Below are 17215 nucleotides of genomic sequence, written 5' to 3' on the forward strand. Positions count from 1 at the left end.
AGTTTTGACACCGAAAGGGTTTGATATGTGTTTCCAAAAACTGCCCGGCGCCAGCCTGACACTTGCTTTCGTGATCAGCGCGGGCGCGGCGCAGGCGGATGTTTCGGCCGAGCAGGTCTGGCAGGCCTGGATCAAGCAATATGAGGCCTATGGCTACACCGTAAGCACCGAAGCCCTGGACGAGAGCGGCGATACGCTGACCGCCAAGGGCGTCGTGATGCGCAGCGCGGTCGAAGGTTCGAGCTTTGATATCACGATCCCCGAGATCGCGATGCGCGAAACCGGGTCGGGCACCGTCGAAGTCAGCTTCTCGGAAGAAATGCTGGGCACCGCAATTACGGAAGTGCCCGAGCAGGCGCCGCTCAAGATGAATATCGCGATGCGGCAGGCCGATATGATGCTGATCGTCTCGGGTGCGCCCGAAGCTCTGAACTACGCCTTCACCATGCCGGAATTCGTGGCCGAGCTGGACCAGACCGTGATGGGCGACGCCGAGGCGGTGCCCGTGAAGGTCTGGATGTCGATGACCGGCGGCAAGGGCACCTATGACGTGACCGAGGCCAACGGCCAGACCATCGTCTCGCAGGCGACCTTGGGCGGGATGCGGATGACCGCCTCTGGCGCCGATCCCGAAACCGGCGGCACCTTCGCGATGGAATTCGACTTCTCCGACATGAGCTATGCTTCGAACGCGGTGATCCCGGACGGCATCAACATGCAGGATATGGGCGCAGCGCTCGCTGGCGGCGCGCAATTCCTGGTCGACTTCGGCTATGGCAAATCGACGGGCAAGATCACCGCCGACAGCCCCGATGGCCCGGTCGAGATGTCGTCGCTGACCGATTCCGGCACGGTGAAATTCGAGATGTCCGGCCAGTCGCTGCGCTATGCGGGCACCGGTGCCGGGCTCAAGATCGACGCGAATATCGCCACGCTGCCGATGCCGGTTTCGGCCAAGATGGCCTCGAGCGAGTTTGACTTCGCGATGCCGGTCGGCCCCTCGGATGAGTCGCAGCCGCTGATCGGCAAACTGGTGATGTCGGATCTGGTCGTCTCGGACGAGCTTTGGGCGCTGTTCGACCCGATGCAGCAACTGCCGCGCGATCCGGCGACGCTGGTCATCGACCTGAGCGGCAAGGGCCGCGCCATGATGAACCTGTTCTCGCCGGAAGCCGCGCAGATGCCGGTGCCGCCGATCCAGGTCGAGCAGCTCGATATCAACGCGCTGCGTCTTGACCTGGCCGGCGCCGAGCTGACCGGCAATGGCGCGCTGAGCTTCGACAACGCGATGGGCATGCCGATGCCGGTGGGCAAGATCGACCTGCGTCTTGCTGGTGCCAACGGGCTGATGGGCACGCTGACCGCGATGGGCCTGCTGCCCGAGGACCAGGCGATGTTCGCGCGGATGATGATGGGGCTCTATGCCGTCCCGGTCGGCGAGGATGAAGTCACCTCGACGATCGAGTTCAAGGAAGGCGGCGAAGTGCTCGCCAACGGCCAGCGCATCCAGTAAAGAGACCCAAGCCTTATCGGCCGTCCGGAGCTTCCGGGCGGCCGGTTTCATTCAGGAAGACCCATGACCGACACGCGCCTTTCCGACCTGACCGACGCCCTCCTGGCCGCCGCGAAACGCGCGGGTGCGGAGGCGGCGGATGCGATGTCGATCGACGGGCAAGCTGTGTCGATCGACGTGCGCGGCGGTGCGCTGGAACAGGCCGAGCGGGCCGAGGGCGTGGAAATCGGGCTGCGCGTACTGATCGGCAAGCGTCAGGCCTGCGTTTCGGCCTCGGATACCTCGTCGCGTACCATCGACGACATGGCCGAACGCGCGGTGGCGATGGCCCGCGAGGCCCCCGAAGACCCTTACATCGGCCTGGCCGACCCCGATCAGCTCGCGCGTGACTGGGATGTCGCCGCGCTTGAGCTTGAAGACCTCTCACCCGACCCGGCCGCGGCCGATCTCGAACGCGACGCGCGCGAAGCCGAGGCCGCGGCGCTGGCCGTCTCCGGCGTATCGCAGGCGCAATCGGCCTCGGCCTCCTATTCGCGCCGCCGCCTGCATCTGGCGGCCAGCAACGGGTTTTCCGGCGGCTACGGGCGCAGCTCGCGCTCGATCTCGGTGGTGGCGATCTCGGGCGTAGGCCTCGGGATGGAGCGCGACTGGTCCGCCGAGTCGCGCATCTTCCAGGCCGACCTGCCCGACGCCCGCAGCATCGGCACGCTGGCCGGAGAACGCGCGGTCGAACGCGCCAATCCCCGCCGCCCGAAAACCGGCGCCTACCCGGTCGTCTTCGACGAGCGAATTTCGGGCAGCCTGATCGGGCATCTTCTGGCCGCGATCAACGGCACCGCAATCGCGCGCGGCGCCAGCTGGCTGCGCGACGCAATGGGCGAACAGGTCCTGCCCGAAGGGCTCTCGCTGATCGAGGATCCGCATCGCGCGCGGATCTCGGGCTCGCGCCCCTTCGATGGCGAAGGCCTACCGACCGCGCGGCGCGCCATCGTCGAGAACGGCATGCTGAAGGGCTGGACGCTGGACCTTGCGACCGGGCGCAAGCTGGGCTTGCCCAGCACCGCGAATGCCGGGCGCGGCACCTCGGCCCCGCCCTCGCCGGGTGCGGGCAATGTCACGCTGACGCCGGGCACGCAAACCCGCGCCGATCTGCTGGCCGAGATGGGCACCGGGCTCCTGGTGACCTCGTTCATCGGCGCCACGATCAACCCGACCACCGGTGATTATTCGCGCGGCGCCTCGGGCTTCTGGGTCGAAAACGGCGAGATCCGCTATCCGGTCAACGAATGCACGCTGGCGGGCAACCTGCGCGACATGCTCACGCGGATCATCCCCGCCAATGACGCGCGCCCGCATCTGAGCCACCTCGTTCCCTCGCTTCTGATCGAAGGGCTCACGCTTGCCGGGGAATGATTTCGCACAAGAACTGAGCCTGCTGGAAAGCGCGGCGAAGGCCGCGGGCGATCTGGCGCTGCGCTACTGGAAGAACCGCCCCACCGCCTGGGACAAGGCCGATGGCGCCGGGCCGGTGTCCGAGGCGGATCTGGCGGTAAACGAGTTGATCGAAGCGCAGCTGCGCGGGGCGCGCCCCGATTACGGCTGGCTCTCCGAGGAAAGCGCCGACAATCCCTCGCGGCTGACGCGCAAGCGCGTGTTCATCGTCGACCCGATCGACGGCACCCGCGCCTTTCTGAACGAAGAAGGCAGTTTCGCCCATGCCATCGCATTGGCCGAGGGCGGCGAAATCATCGCCGGTGTCGTGCATCTGCCGGTTCTGGGCCTGACCTACAGCGCGCATCGCGACGATGTCGCACGGCTCAATGGCACGCCCCTCGTGCCCGGAACCGCGCATCAGGTGCAGGGCTCTTCGGTGCTGACCACGAAGCTGACCGAAGACCCGTCGCATTGGCGCGGCCCGGTGCCGGATTATCGGCGCGGGTTCCGCCCCTCGTTGGCCTGGCGGCTTTGCCTTGTCGCCGAGGGGCGGTTCGACGCGACGATGTCGCTGCGCCCTGCCTGGGAGTGGGATACTGCCGCCGCCAGCCTGATCGCCCAGCGCGCGGGCCTCCTGGCGACGGACCGGCTCGGCGCGGCCCTGCGCTTCAACAACCCGCATCCGCAATCGAACGGGCTTCTGGTGGCCAACCCCAAGCTGCATGCGGATTTCCTCGACAAGCTGCGGCCCTGGCCGATGTGACTTGCCCTCACCGCCCCGAGGGTTATCTCTGGGCTCAAGGAGGACCCGATGCGAGAGGGCGACGAAATCGAACAGGCGATGACACGAGCCGAGCAATCGAGCCGCGGCCATATCCCCAACCCCGACGATCCGGGCCTGCTGCGCCGCGCATTGGGGCAGTTCACCACCGGCGTGACGGTGGTCACCGCACTCGAGGCTGAAGGGGATGCGCCAATCGGGATCACGGTGAATTCCTTCGCGTCCGTGTCGCTCAATCCGGCGCTGGTGCTCTGGTCGGCGGCGCGCTCCTCGATGCGACACCGGCATTTCTCCTGCGCAGAATCCTTCGCGATCCACGTCCTCAAGGCCGGGCAACTTGATCTGGTCGATCGGTTCACGCGCAACGGGCACGGGTTCGACGGGCTCGCCTACGAGATCAACGCCGAGGGCACACCGGTTCTGCCCGACACGCTCGCGCGGTTCGAATGCGTGACCGAAGCCACCCATGAAGGCGGGGATCACACGATCATCATTGGCCGCGTCGCACGCTTCCAGTTCGCCGAGACCGGCGAGCCTCTGGTGTTCGGCCAGAGCCAGTACGGGCGCTTTCTGCCGGAACGCTGAGGCCCGGAAATCCTTCGCATTTTAGCTGTTAAACGCAGCTTAATCCCCGCCTGCTACATCTGGTTTCGGGTGAAATGAGGTGGTGGCATGAGCGTGGGTGGAAACGCGGCGCCAATCATCGTGAAGAGGAAAAAGGTCGTCGCGGGCGACGGGCATCATGGCGGCGCATGGAAGGTCGCCTATGCCGACTTCGTGACCGCCATGATGGCCTTCTTCATGCTGATGTGGCTCCTGAACGCAACGACGGAAAAACAACGCAAAGGGATCGCGGATTACTTCAATCCCACGATTCCGATCAACCGGATCTCGGGCGGGGGCGAGGGTGCTTTCGGCGGCGAGTCGGTCTTTTCCGAGGATCAGATCGCGCAGACCGGCACCGGCGCCTCGGCACAAAGCCCGACCGAACAGCGTCAGGCCCGAGGCCAGGACAGCGAGGATCACGCCAAGGACCAGAGCGAGGCCGAATTTCAACAGATGGCCCATGACCTCCGGACCGCATTGATGGGAAGCGGCGGCGAGTCGATGGTCTCAGACCAGCTTGCACGTCATATCCTGACCCGGGTCACGGACGAGGGCCTGATCGTCGAGTTCTTCGACCTTGAGGATGAGCCCCTTTTCGCGCGTGACAGCGCCAGCCCGACACCGATCACGCAAGAGATCGCCGCCATGATCGCGCGCGTCTTCGGCCTCATCGGCAACGAGATCGCGATCAACGGCCATATCCAGTCCTATCCCGAAATGCTGCGCAGAAACCCCGCGTGGGAGCTATCGACCGCCCGCGCTCAGGCCATGCGCGGCTTGCTTGAAACCAAGGGAATCGCGCCTCGGCGCATTCAACGCGTGACGGGTTTCGCAGATCGCAAGCTGGCGACCACCGCGCGTCCTCTGTCGGTACGCAACAACCGGATGGAACTGATCCTGCTGCGGAACTAGGCCGAAAATAGATCGGATTGTAGCTGTTAGCCGGATGTTAAGGGCTGGGTGCGCATGCTGCCTCTCACATAGGGACGCAGCAGCAGAAAGGCGCATTCATGTCCATCTCTTCTTCGCTCAATGCGGGCGTCGCCGGCTTGGCCGCCAATGCGACCCGCCTCGCGACCATCTCCGACAACATCGCCAATTCCAGCACCTATGGCTACAAACGCGCCACAGCCGATTTTGAAAGCATGGTGATCAACCAGGCGCGCGGGGCCGGGGCCTATTCGGCAGGCGGCGTTCGGGCCTCGACCACCCGCCTCATCGAAGAGCGCGGCGCGCTGGTCGGCACCTCGAATGCGCTTGATCTTGCGGTCTCTGGGCGCGGCATGCTGCCGGTGATCCCCTCGGTGTCGATTGATAACCAGATGGGCCAGCAACCCCTGATGATGACCACCACGGGCGCCTTCCGCACCGATGCAAACGGCACGCTGGTCACCGAGTCGGGGCTGGTCCTCCTTGGCTGGCCCGCGAATGCGGATGGCACGATTCCGATCATGCCGCGCGATACGGTCGCCGGGCTTGAGCCTGTGGTCGTCAACGCGAACCAGACCGCGGGCGATCCGACCACGGTGATGAACCTCGGCGTCAACCTCCCCGCCGTCGATACCGAAGCCGGCGCTGCAGGCGATGCGCTGCCGCTCTCGGTCGAGTATTTCGGCAACCTCGGCACGTCCGAAACCCTCGGCATCACCTTTACGCCGACGGTTCCCGCCACGGGCTCCTCGAACGAGTGGACGATGGTCATCACCGATTCCGCGCAGAACGATGCGGTGATCGGGGAGTATACGCTGACCTTCGACGACAGCCGCGGCAATGGCGGTACGCTCGCCTCCGTGTCGGTTGTCTCGGGTGGCATCTACGATCCGGCCACCGGCACCCTCGATCTGACCGTTGCGGGGGGCCCCCTGTCGATGACCATCGGGCGCATCGGCGACACCAATGGCCTTACCCAGCTATCCGACAGCTTCGCCCCGACCGCAATCACCAAGGATGGCTCGCCGGTCGGAAACCTGACTGCGGTCGAGGTCGATGAGAACGGTTACCTGAAGGCGACCTATGACACCGGCTTCATCCGCACCCTCTATCAGATCCCGCTGGTGGATGTGCCCAACCAGAATGGTCTGATCACTCTCGACAATCAGACCTTCCAGGTGTCGCCAACCTCCGGATCGTTCTTCCTTTGGGACGCAGGTGATGGTCCGACCGGGGCGATCGAAGGCTACGCCCGCGAAGGCTCTGCCGTCGATGTCGCGCAGGAACTGACCAACCTGATCCAGACGCAGCGGGCCTATTCGTCGAACGCGAAAGTGATCCAGACCGTGGACGAGATGCTGCAGGAGACGACGAACATCAAACGCTGATCTCGGGCCTGAGGAGGGCGTCACATGAGTATATCCGGCTCACTCATCAACGCCCTGTCGGGGCTGACCGCGACCTCGCGGCTGGCCGACATCGTCGCCTCCAACACGGCCAATGCAATGACCGAGGGGTACGCGCGGCGTGAAGTGCAACTTGCGTCGCGGGCCCTCTCGGGCGAAGGCGCCGGGGTCCGCGTCGTCGGCGTCACGCGCGATGTAAACGAGATAGTTCAGCGCGATTTGCGGCTTGCCAATTCTGCCGCAGCCGGCGCCGATCTGCGCGCGGACTTTTACACCCGGATTGAAACTGCGCTTGGGCTGCCAACCGATGACCATTCCCTCTCTGCAAAACTCGCGCAGTTCGAGGGTACGCTGATCGAGGCCGCCAGCCGCCCCGACAGTGAAACGCGGCTTAACGCCGTCCTGTCATCGGCTCGGGCAATCAGCGAGCACCTCAATGCTGCGTCGAAAACCGTCGAGAGCATCCGCAACGAAGCGGATCAGAAAATCGCGGCGCAGGTTTCGACGCTGAACACCTCACTGATCCAGATCGACGAGTTGAACGCCCAAATCCTGGCCCATGAAGCGGCCGGGCGTGATCCAACCGCCCTGATGGATCAGCGCGATCTCCTCATCGATTCCGTGTCCGAAATCGTGCCGGTTCGCACCGTGATGCGCGAGAATAACCAGGTCGCGCTCTATACTTCGGGCGGCGCAATCCTGCTGGAGGGCACCCCCGCAGAGATTGGGTTCGATCCAACGGGCTTCATTTCCGCGGATATGTCACTGGCCTCCGGGACCCTCTCGGGTCTGACCCTGAACGGGCGCCCCATCTCGGCAAGTGATACCGGGATTCTGGGCGGCGGATCGCTTGGGACCCTGTTCGACATCCGCGACACGCTCGCCCCTCAGGCGCAAACGCAACTCGATGCCTTTGCCCGCGACCTGATCGAGCGATTTTCTGACCCGACGCTCGATCCCACACTTGCTCCGGGTGCGGTAGGGCTTTTTACGGACAATGGCCTGACCCTCGACCCGGCCAATGAGCTCGGGCTGGCGCAACGCATCGCCATTTCAGCCGCCGCCGATCCGGCACAAGGCGGCGCGCTTTGGCGTTTACGTGACGGGCTGGGTGCGACAAGCTCCGGTGACCCCGGCGATGCCACCCTTTTGCACTCTCTGGTTTCTGCGTTGAACACCTCGCGGGCTCCTGCCTCCGGCACCTTCAGTGACGGCCCAAACAGCAGCGGCGATCTGCTGGCAGATCTTCTGTCTCAGGTCTCGGGCAGTCGGATCTCGGCCGAGGATCAGCAAACCTATCGCGGCTCGCAGCAGATCGCTCTGAAAGAGCTGTCGTTCGCGGATGGCGTCGATACCGATCAGGAAATGCAGATGCTGCTCCAGATCGAACAAGCCTACGCGGCGAATGCCCGCGTAATCCAAACGCTCGACGTCCTCATCAATCAGATCCTGGAGCTGTGACATGAACTACCTCTCGGTCGGAGACATGGCCCTGCAGTTCCGCCTTCGGCAGCACAATGTCTCGCTGAAGCAAGAGATGAGCACGCTCTCCAAAGAGTTGATGACTGGCGTGCACAGCGACATCGGCAAGGCACTTGGCGGGGACATGACCGCCCTGGCCAGTATCAACAAGCAACTCCGCGCCCTGCAATCCTACGACACCGCCGTCTCCGAGGCCGCGACGCTGACCGGCTCGATGCAGTCCTCGCTTGAGGTTATTCAGGCGTTGACCGGAGACGTTGGCGTTTCGCTTCTGTCGGCGGCGACGACCACGAATTCGATCATCATCGACGCGACCGCCAAGGACGCAGCCGCCAAATTCCAAACGCTGGTCGCGACGCTGAATACCAATGTCGCGGGTCGCTATATCTTTTCCGGCGCGGCAAGCGACACGCGCCCTTTATCCTCTGCCAGCGATATTCTGCTGGAGTTGCAGACCCTCGTTGCAAGCGAAACCACGGCCTCGGGTGTTATGACGGCCGTCGATGACTGGTTTGCCGCGGCTCCGGGTGCGGGCGGTTTTCTCGATACGGCCTATGCCGGATCACTGACCGCACTCGGCCCGGTCATGACCTCGGACGGGGAAACGACAGATATCCCGGCCTCGGCGGCATCGCCCGAGATCCGACAGACCCTGAAGGGATTTGCCCTGTCCACACTCATTTCAGACGGGCTTTTCAGAAGTGATCTTGTCGAAAAAGCAAGCCTCGCGCGCCTCTCGGGCGAGACGATCGTGGCCGCTCAAACCAGCCTTGCCGATCTGCGCGCCGATCTGGGAACCAGCGAGGCCCTGATCGAGGATGCCAAGGCCAGAAACACGGCAGAGACCCACAGCCTCGAACTGGCGCGCCTGTCGATGATCGGCGTCGACGAATTTGACACCGCCTCCGCCCTGAACGCGCTGCAGACCCAACTTGAAACGCTCTACACATTGACTGCGCGCATGACCGACCTCTCGCTGGTGGACTACATCTGATGAAACGGCTCCTCTCCCTGCTTTTTATTCTGCTGCTGCCGACGCTTTGCGCGGCAAGCGAAATTCGCATCAAGGATCTCGTCGAATTCGATGGGGTCCGCGGCAACGATCTGGTCGGCTATGGGCTCGTCGTGGGACTTAACGGGACCGGCGATGGCATCCGCAACGCCCCTTTCACCGAAGAAATCATGTCGAACATTCTCGAACGGCTGGGCGTTAACGTTACCGGAGAGCAATTCCGTCCGAAGAACGTCGCGGCTGTTCTGGTGACGGCAACACTGCCCCCCTTCGGGCGCGCCGGCGGGCAGATTGATGTCTCGGTTGCGGCGATCGGGGATGCCAAGAGCCTCCTGGGCGGCACCCTGATCATGACACCGCTGAAGGCTGCCGACGGCGAAATCTATGCTGTCGCGCAGGGGCCGATCATTGCCGGCGGCGCGTCGGTCGAGGCGGACGCGGCTTCGGTGGTTCAGGGGGTTCCGACCTCGGGCAACATTCCGCGCGGTGCCCGCATCGAACGCGAAATCGATTTTGAGCTGAACAGCCTGCGGGCCATTCGACTGGCCCTGCGCACGCCCGACTTTACCACCGCCAACAAGATCGAGCGCGCGATCAATGCGAATTTCGGAGGCGCCATCGCGGCGATGCAGGACGCAGGAACCGTCGCGATTGACGTCGGGCGTTCGCGCGCACGTTCTCCGGCCCATCTGATCTCGCAGATCGAAAACATCACCATCGAGCCCGAGCAGCGCGCACGTGTCGTGGTCGATCAACGCTCCGGAACGATTGTGATGGGTGAAAATGTGCGCATCTCACGAGTCGCCGTCAGCCAAGGCAACCTGACGCTCAAGGTCGAAGAAGCGCCGATGGTGGTTCAGCCGAATCCCTTCGCGCGCGGCGAGACGGTGGTTGTTCCGCGCTCTGAAGCCTCCATCATGGAAGAGGCCGGGCTCAAGATGGCCGAAGTATCGGATGGCAGTTCACTCTCGGAGGTTGTCGCGGGACTGAATGCGCTTGGGGTTGGGCCGCGTGACATGATCGATATCTTGAAAAGCATCAACGCGGCGGGCGCGCTTCATGCCGAGTTCATCGTAAATTGATCAAGGCATAGCCTCGCCCGCGCTAGTTTGCGCGGGCGGGGTTTTCCTGCCGAGGGCAATTTTATCGTAATCTCTTCAGGACCTGGTGTTTTCCAAATGCCTGCTGTGCAGCAACGCGCTCTGCCTCCAGCGTAGTCAGGCCCGCCTCAAGCTGCTTCTTGACGATCTCGGCTTGCAGTGACGACCATGCCTCAAACGCAGCAAGCGCCTTCGCATCTTCCAGGGTTTTGCTTGATCTGCGCTGACGTACCGCTTCAGCCTGCAGATCAGCCAGACGATGCTCAAGCGCCCCAACCTCCGCTCCAATCCGGGCAAAACGTGCCAGCGCACGATCACTCATCAGCTCGGTGATCGCGCGCAGCCGCTCTTTCTGGCCGTTCTTGTCCATTACAGCCTCCGCCGCGCAACCTTGCGCATCTTTTCCGCAAAACGAATTGCGGCCGCGACCGCTTTGTAATGTTCGGGATGAATTTCCTGATCGACCTCGACCGCCGCGAAAAGCGCACGCGCCGTAGGTGGATCGGAATGGATCGGCACCCCGGATTCCATCGCGATTTCCCGAATGCGGCGCGCGATTTCGTCGACACCTTTCGCAACACAGATCGGTGCGCGCCTTGAGGCCCGATCCCACTTGAGCGCGACAGCATAATGCGTCGGGTTGACGATCACGACATCGGCCTTCGCAACATCACCCAGCATCTGCCGTGTCGCGATCTCGATCCCCTTCTGGCGTCTCTGCGCCTTCAGATGCGGATCACCCTCGGATTGCTTCATCTCATCCATGAGCTCTTTGCGCGTCATCCTGTTGCGCCGCAGAAACTCAAACCGTTGCCAGAGATAATCGGGCCCACCCAGCACGGCCGCGATCACCGTCAGAAGGATCAGGAACTCGACGATCATCGAGCCAAGGATCAAAATCACCCCGCCCGGCGCCTGACGCTGCGCCGCGAGCATCAGATCAAGCTCCCGCCAAAGGAAGACCCCAAGGAGCGCTCCGATCACGTTCAGCTTTACGAAGCTCTTGGCGAACTCGAACAGACCGGCGCGCCCGAATTTCTGTTTTGCGTTGGCGATCGGGTCAATCCGGCTCAGTTTGGGTATGAGCTTTTCGCCCGAAACAACAAGACTGCGTTGCGCAAAAATCGCCGCCAGAACCGCAAGCGCCGGAAACAGGAACCACGGCAGAACCGCGATCAGTGCGCGCGAGATGCCCCCGGCAATGATGGATACCCCGCCCCGAAACACGGTCCAGGAAAGCGTGTCCGAATTCGCGATCATGGCTGCTATGGTTTCGCCAAATTCGCCGATCGTCACACCCGCGAGGGCCATGAATGCGATGAGCAGCCCGGCATAGGCTGCGGCCACGTTAATCTCTGCCGACTTGACCAGATCACCCCGGCGGCGCGCCTCTTCGAGCTTCCGCGGGGATGGATCGAATTCCTTTTCGCTTTCGTCCGTTTCGCTCATGGCGCAAGCTCGAACGGAGCGATCAGGAAATCGACAAAGGCCTGATGCCAGATCATCAACGTCGCAGGCGCAACAATCGCCAGCAGGATCAGGCCCCCGGCTGTCAGCGCGGGCGCGCCGACGAATGCCACCATCAGCTGGGGCATCGCACGGTTGATCGCCCCCAGCGCAACGTTATAGATCAGCCCCCCGATCACGAAGGGCGCAGCAAGGGAAAACGCCAGCGAGAAGCTATGCGAAATCCCTTCGAGCCCCCAGGCCTTCATCAACGCGGCATCCGGAATCACGCCGGGCGGCAGAGCGCTGTAAGAGGCGATCAGAAGTTCGGCAAATTGCACATGCAGCCCGAGCCCCATCGCAAGAGCCAGAGCCCCTAGCACCAGCAGATTGCCGATAGCCGGCTGCGGCTCGCCGCTGGACCCGCCGAAAAGCTGCGAAAGGGAGCTGGCCTGAGACATCATCGTTCCCGCCAGCATCAGCGCAATCAGAAAGAACCGCAGAACTGCCCCGATCGAAAGCCCGATCGCGCTTTCAACCAGGACCCAGCGCCAGATCGACCCCTCTTGCAGACCCGCGCGCAGCTCCGGCGCCACTGCGGGAAAGACCACCAAGGTGAAAGCCACCGCGAGCGACAGGCGGATACGTGGCGGGATCGAACGTTCGCCAAACCCCGGCGCAAGGGCAAGCACGGAGCCGACGCGCAGAAAGATGATAAACCCAGCTTGTAGCAGGTCGCCTGAAATCCGGGTCAGCTCTGCCAGCGCCTCGATCATGCCGGGACAACTCCCAACATCGCGGGCCGTGCGTCATATCCGATCTCGTCAAAGCTCAGAACCGGCGCGCCCAGCCCCTTGGCGCCGACAACCGCGTGCAGGAACCGCCTGCGGCGCGCGGTGGTGACAAGGGCGGGAAATGCGCCCGCTTCGCCCGCCTTCGACAGACGGTCCGCGATATTCGCGGCGAGGCGGTTGAACTTGTCGGGCGGCAGCGCGATATCTCCGCCCCGGTCGCCCGGCAGCTGATAGGTCGCGAAAAGCTCCTCCCATTCGGGAGCAAGCTGGATCATCGGGATCGTGCCATCCTCGCGGCGCAATTCCGCGACCAGCTGAAACCCGAGCCGCTGCCGCACATGCTCACAGATCGCCTCAGGGTTCTGCAGGCTGCGCACCTCGGCGATCGCCTCGATGATCAGCAGAAGGTTGCGGATCGAAACACGCTCTTCCAGCAACAGCCGCAGCACCGCCAGCAAGAGGTCGGGTGGAACCTTGTCGGGGATCAGCTCATCGAGGATACGACGGTTGGCGTCAGAGCGGGCCGGGTCCGACAGGTTACAGGTCTCTTCCAGCAGCCGCTTGAGCGCGCGCAGGGTCATCAGGCGGCTGAAGTTGCGCTTGATCACCTCCAGCAAATGAGTCGCCAAAACCTCCGTCGCGGTGACCACGGTCGATCCGCTCAGCGCCGCTTCCTCTTGCGCCTTTGCCGGAACCCAGCGTGCCGGCGCGCCATAGACCGGCTCGCGGACATCCTCGCCATCGGGAAAGAAATCGCTGTTATCCGCGATCAGCGCCAGCACGCTGTCGGGATAAAGCCGGTCCTTGGCCTGCTCGGCACCCTGAATGCGAATGCGGTAATGGCCCGGCTCCAGCGCGCCATCATCGGTCAGGCGAATTTCCGGAAGGATCAGCCCGAAGCTCGAAGCCACGTGCTGGCGCATATTCGCGATACGAACGTCAAGCCCCGTTGCCGGGTCCAACGCCATGCTGACCAGATCGGGCGCAAACTCGACATGGATATCATCCATATCAAGCACGTCACCCATCGACTTCTTGCGCGGCGCGGTTTCGGGGGCCGGCATCTTCATCGCCTCACGCTGGCGCCGTTTCTGCTCAGCCCGGCGCAGCATGACCGCCGAACCAATCAGAACGATTGCACCCGCCACGAAGGGGATGAATGGCAGACCCGGCACCAGCGCGAAAAGCGCCATCAACACCCCGACCGTCATCAGCGCCGGTGGAAACCTGCCCAGCTGCCGGAACAGCTCCAGATCGGCCGAACCCTTGGCCCCGCCGCGGGCGAGCAAAATCGCCGAGGCGATCGAGATGATGACGGCGGGGATCTGGCTGACCAGCCCATCCCCGACCGTCAGGATCGAGTAGGTTTCAATCGCGCGACCGATCGGCATCCCATGAACGGCGGTGCCGATGATCAGCCCCATCACGAGGTTCAGCATCGTGATCAAGAGCCCCGCCACCGCATCGCCTTTGACGAATTTCGACGCCCCGTCGAGCGATCCGAAAAAGGTCGTCTCGGCCTGTTCGCGTTCGCGCCGCGCGCGAGCCTCGGCATGATCAATCGCGCCCGCATTCATATCGCTGTCGATGGCCAGCTGCTTGCCCGGCATCGCATCGAGGGCAAAGCGCGCGCCGACCTCGGCCATGCGCCCGGCGCCCTTGGTGATGACGATGAAATTCACGATCAGGATCACGCAAAACACCACAAGCCCGATCAGCACCGACCCGCCCATGATGAAATTCGCGAAACCCTCGATCACATCGCCTGCCGCCGCCGTCCCGGTATGCCCCTGCCCGATGATCAACTTAGTTGAGGAGACGTTGAGCGAGAGCCGCAGCATCAGCGAGGCCAGCAGGATCGTCGGGAAGGCCGAGAAATCCAGCGGCCGCTCGATGAACAGAGTGACGGTGAAGATCAGGATGGCAATGGCGAAGGAGGCGGCAAGACCGATATCGAGCACCCAGGCCGGCACCGGCAGGATCATCATCACGATCACCGCCATCAGCGCCAGCGACAAGAGGATCGTCGGCTGGAAGACCTTGAGAAGCGTCCCGTTGCCCATCACTGCGCCTTCGATTTTTCGAAAGCGACGGCGAAAAGGCTGGCCCCCGAAGCGCCGCCCATCCGGGCCTCGCCACCCTCTTTGCGGATGAAAAGCGGAAAGGTGTTGACCCGCGCGCGGTCGCGGCGGGATCCGGGTGCGTTGGCGGCAACGATATCGGGGATGTCGGGCACTTCGCCCCTCGCACCGGGCAGAGCATCAACGTGCCCACCGGCAACATCTTCGCCCATCAAGTTTTCCCGAAACCGCTCAAAACGCGCGGCATAACGATCGGCATATTTCGGGGTGCGCGAGTGATAGGCGCCAGCGGCGGCTTTCCAGGACCCTTTCTCCTGATACAGCTCTTTCAGGAAGGTCGCGGCATAGATCCCGTTTTCCAGCGGGTCGAACATCGCATCGATCGAGGCGAAGGCCTCGCCGTGCCATTTGAAATTGATCTGGAAGCAGCCGACATCGAAACTGCGCGCACCGCGCTGGTATTCCTTGGCGACATAGGCACGCGCCTCGTCGCGGGTTTCGAACCAGACGCCCTTCCCCTCCATATTGACCGTCCAGGCCCAGGGCCGGAACTGACCATTCAGCTTGCGCCCGGTTTCATTGAGGGAAATCGCCTTGAGCACCGAGACCGGCACGCCGGTGCGCGCAGAGGCCATCTCGGCCGCGGATTCGCACAGCGCCGCATTGTCGGTCATGCGCCCGGCATGCCCCGGCGCGCCCAGCGCCAGAAGACATCCGAAAATCAGCAGGCCAAGACGCCAGATCGTAACCATGGGTTTCACCCTTGAGTGCAATTCTTGCACCTCCAGAGCTAGACCGATCTGGTTTAGAAATGGTTTCCGCGCACCGGCAAAATGCTAGATCCGAACCCGCGCGATACAGAACAGGTTCTGGGTCAGCAGGTCGCGATCGGTCAGATGCGGATACCGGTTGCGGATGCCGTCCGTGATACGAAGCGCGCCATTTTCCGGCCGCGTCGGGATCTCTTCCGAGAATTCGATGTCGAAATACTTCTCGGTCAGGGCAATCAGATCATCCAGCATGATCCGGTTCAGGCCGCGCGAGATGTAATGCTCGGGCGGCGGATCGAAGGCGATATGCGCCCAGTCCATCATCTCTTTCTGCTTCGGATCGCCGGGCTTGATCGCCGAGATCGATTTGGGCGGAAGGTGGTGCCCGTTCCAGGTGTAGAAGTTGTGATGGTTGTAGATCATGACCCCGCCCGGACGCAGCCGCAGGGAAAGATCGCGGAACACATCCTCGATCTGCAGAAGGTGTTCGGTTACATTGTGCAGGGTCGCGACATCGAACATGCGCTCTTCGGGCAGTTCATAGGAGAGCTTGGGCGTGATCTTCCACGGCTCGATCAGCTCCGCGATCTCATTCGGAGTCCAGCCGAAGGGCTCCTTGCATTTCGCGGTGAGGTTCTTGACCCGATCCTTGTCGAGCTTGACGATCGGATCCAGACCCACATAGCTGCGCGCCCCGCCGACCAGATAGCCGATCCCGTGCAGACCCGGCCCACATCCGATATCAATGATATCCTTGTCGCGGATGTGTTCCTGGATTTTGCTGGGCCAGCTCATGTAGCCATAGTCGAAAGCCTTGCTGAGGATTTCGGGGCGGAACGAGGTTCCGCGCCAGGGCTTGTCGGCATTGTTCAGCCAATAGGCCCGCATCGCCTGCGCCGCACTCCGCCCATAGGCGATCGAGCCCGGCTGGATACCGGCGCTGCCATGATGGAACGCGTAGATATCCGAAAAAACGGCCAGATCCTCCTGCGCCTCGGGGCTGAGATCAAGCCGCCCCTCGACCTCGTCCCAGGCCGTCAGCATGCGCAGGCTCGGGCTCATCTTGGAGAGATGATCATAGGCGCCCGGCCAGTCCAGCTTGGTCAGACGGCGCTGGATCTCGGCCAGCAAGAAGGCGTCATCGGCCTGCGCTTCGGGGGATTGCTCCTCTTCGGGAGCATTTTCGGCGATCTCCGCAAGATCCGCGAAGGCCGGTCCGACACGGCAGGCCAGCATGTTGCTGCCGACCGGCCCTTCGATCTCGGAGGCGATCAGCGCCTCGCGCCGCATCAGCGCGTGGAACGTCAAGACGACCTCCGGATAGGAGGGGTTCAGGGCGTTCTTGATCAGGATGATCGTGTCTTCACCGACATGGCCGATCAGTTTCGAGAGGATCTCGATCATCCCCTCGACAGTCTTCGGCCCGTCAATCACCACCAGGTCGATCTTGGGGCCGTTCCAGACGAAATCGGCAAACGGCGTGACATGGACCGCGGCCTTGAGCCCGCGCTTTTTCAGAACCGCTTCATAGAGCGCCTGAAAGGAGTCGCCGGGATCGAGCACATCGGGCACGCGCCGCGCATGATCCTTCGTCCAGACGAAATTATCGACGGCGTGCAACTGCCCCGCCTTCGCCAGATGCACCGAGATCGATCCGAGCCAGGGGCCGAATTCAACGATCACCGGGTTCGGGGGAAGCAGGTCCAGATGGCGGGCGATCAAGTCGATATCCGACTTCGCGACCATCGAGGGAATATCGGTGGCCGCAGTCCGGATGAATGCCTTGCGAGCCGATGCAGTGGCGGTCATAGTTAATTCTACCTATTAAATCTCGGAAGGTATTCTTGCTTTACGATAGTT

Annotated in this window: 15 protein-coding genes; 9 read left to right on the forward strand and 6 right to left on the reverse strand. The window is 62.9% G+C overall.

The genetic code is table 11. From position 1 onward, the window contains the following. Positions 1-25 precede the first annotated feature (25 nt). The 9 genes from CLN94_RS08435 to CLN94_RS08475 all read left to right on the forward strand — a co-directional run bounded on the left by CLN94_RS08435 (position 26) and on the right by CLN94_RS08475 (position 10246). The gene (locus tag CLN94_RS08435) at positions 26-1513 is read left to right on the forward strand and encodes a DUF2125 domain-containing protein (protein ID WP_096433143.1); all 1488 of its coding nucleotides are present in this window, start codon (positions 26-28) and stop codon (positions 1511-1513) included. A gap of 63 nt (positions 1514-1576) precedes the next feature. Further along, entirely contained in the window at positions 1577-2926 is a 1350-nt protein-coding gene (locus CLN94_RS08440) for a TldD/PmbA family protein (protein WP_096433145.1), read from the forward strand. Continuing rightward, positions 2913-3710 carry a 3'(2'),5'-bisphosphate nucleotidase CysQ gene (locus tag CLN94_RS08445; protein WP_096433147.1) on the forward strand — a complete coding sequence of 266 codons (798 nt, stop codon included), beginning with the start codon at positions 2913-2915 and terminating at the stop codon, positions 3708-3710. Before CLN94_RS08440 ends, CLN94_RS08445 begins: the two co-directional genes overlap by 14 nt. A 78-nt stretch (positions 3711-3788) precedes the next feature. After that, positions 3789-4313 (forward strand): flavin reductase family protein, encoded by a 525-nt coding sequence (locus tag CLN94_RS08450; RefSeq protein WP_096433301.1) that lies wholly within the window; start codon positions 3789-3791, stop codon positions 4311-4313. A gap of 87 nt (positions 4314-4400) precedes the next feature. Continuing rightward, complete coding sequence (locus CLN94_RS08455) at positions 4401-5246, forward strand: flagellar motor protein MotB (protein WP_096433149.1); 846 nt, start codon at positions 4401-4403, stop codon at positions 5244-5246. A 98-nt stretch (positions 5247-5344) separates the two neighbouring features. Further along, entirely contained in the window at positions 5345-6652 is a 1308-nt protein-coding gene (locus CLN94_RS08460; RefSeq protein WP_096433151.1) for a flagellar hook protein FlgE, read from the forward strand. A gap of 24 nt (positions 6653-6676) precedes the next feature. After that, complete coding sequence (gene flgK / locus CLN94_RS08465) at positions 6677-8131, forward strand: flagellar hook-associated protein FlgK (RefSeq protein WP_096433153.1); 1455 nt, start codon at positions 6677-6679, stop codon at positions 8129-8131. Position 8132: 1 nt separating this feature from the next. Next, positions 8133-9146: a flagellin gene (locus CLN94_RS08470; protein WP_096433155.1), complete on the forward strand. Its 1014-nt coding sequence runs from the start codon at positions 8133-8135 to the stop codon at positions 9144-9146. After that, positions 9146-10246, forward strand: a complete 1101-nt coding sequence (locus CLN94_RS08475) for a flagellar basal body P-ring protein FlgI (RefSeq protein WP_179300275.1) — start codon at positions 9146-9148, stop codon at positions 10244-10246. Before CLN94_RS08470 ends, CLN94_RS08475 begins: the two co-directional genes overlap by 1 nt. Positions 10247-10307: 61 nt before the next feature. On the opposite strand, the gene CLN94_RS08480 is transcribed toward CLN94_RS08475, so the two are convergent. The 6 genes from CLN94_RS08480 to CLN94_RS08505 form a co-directional block, all read right to left on the reverse strand. Further along, positions 10308-10634: a hypothetical protein gene (locus CLN94_RS08480; RefSeq protein ID WP_096433159.1), complete on the reverse strand. Its 327-nt coding sequence runs from the start codon at positions 10632-10634 to the stop codon at positions 10308-10310. Further along, the gene (locus tag CLN94_RS08485) at positions 10634-11713 is read right to left on the reverse strand and encodes an EscU/YscU/HrcU family type III secretion system export apparatus switch protein (protein WP_096433161.1); all 1080 of its coding nucleotides are present in this window, start codon (positions 11711-11713) and stop codon (positions 10634-10636) included. The genes CLN94_RS08480 and CLN94_RS08485 overlap by 1 nt, the downstream gene beginning before the upstream one ends. Next, positions 11710-12486, reverse strand: a complete 777-nt coding sequence (locus CLN94_RS08490; protein ID WP_096433163.1) for a flagellar biosynthetic protein FliR — start codon at positions 12484-12486, stop codon at positions 11710-11712. The genes CLN94_RS08485 and CLN94_RS08490 overlap by 4 nt, the downstream gene beginning before the upstream one ends. Beyond that, positions 12483-14567, reverse strand: coding sequence for a flagellar biosynthesis protein FlhA (gene flhA, locus CLN94_RS08495; protein WP_096433165.1), 2085 nt, complete (start codon positions 14565-14567; stop codon positions 12483-12485). The genes CLN94_RS08490 and flhA overlap by 4 nt, the downstream gene beginning before the upstream one ends. Beyond that, positions 14567-15337 carry a transglycosylase SLT domain-containing protein gene (locus tag CLN94_RS08500; protein ID WP_096433167.1) on the reverse strand — a complete coding sequence of 257 codons (771 nt, stop codon included), beginning with the start codon at positions 15335-15337 and terminating at the stop codon, positions 14567-14569. Before CLN94_RS08500 ends, flhA begins: the two co-directional genes overlap by 1 nt. Before the next feature lie 84 nt (positions 15338-15421). After that, positions 15422-17164: a class I SAM-dependent methyltransferase gene (locus CLN94_RS08505; RefSeq protein WP_143598892.1), complete on the reverse strand. Its 1743-nt coding sequence runs from the start codon at positions 17162-17164 to the stop codon at positions 15422-15424. Positions 17165-17215 lie beyond the last annotated feature (51 nt).

The organism is Pseudothioclava arenosa, assembly GCF_002358085.1.
GTDB lineage: Bacteria > Pseudomonadota > Alphaproteobacteria > Rhodobacterales > Rhodobacteraceae > Pseudothioclava > Pseudothioclava arenosa.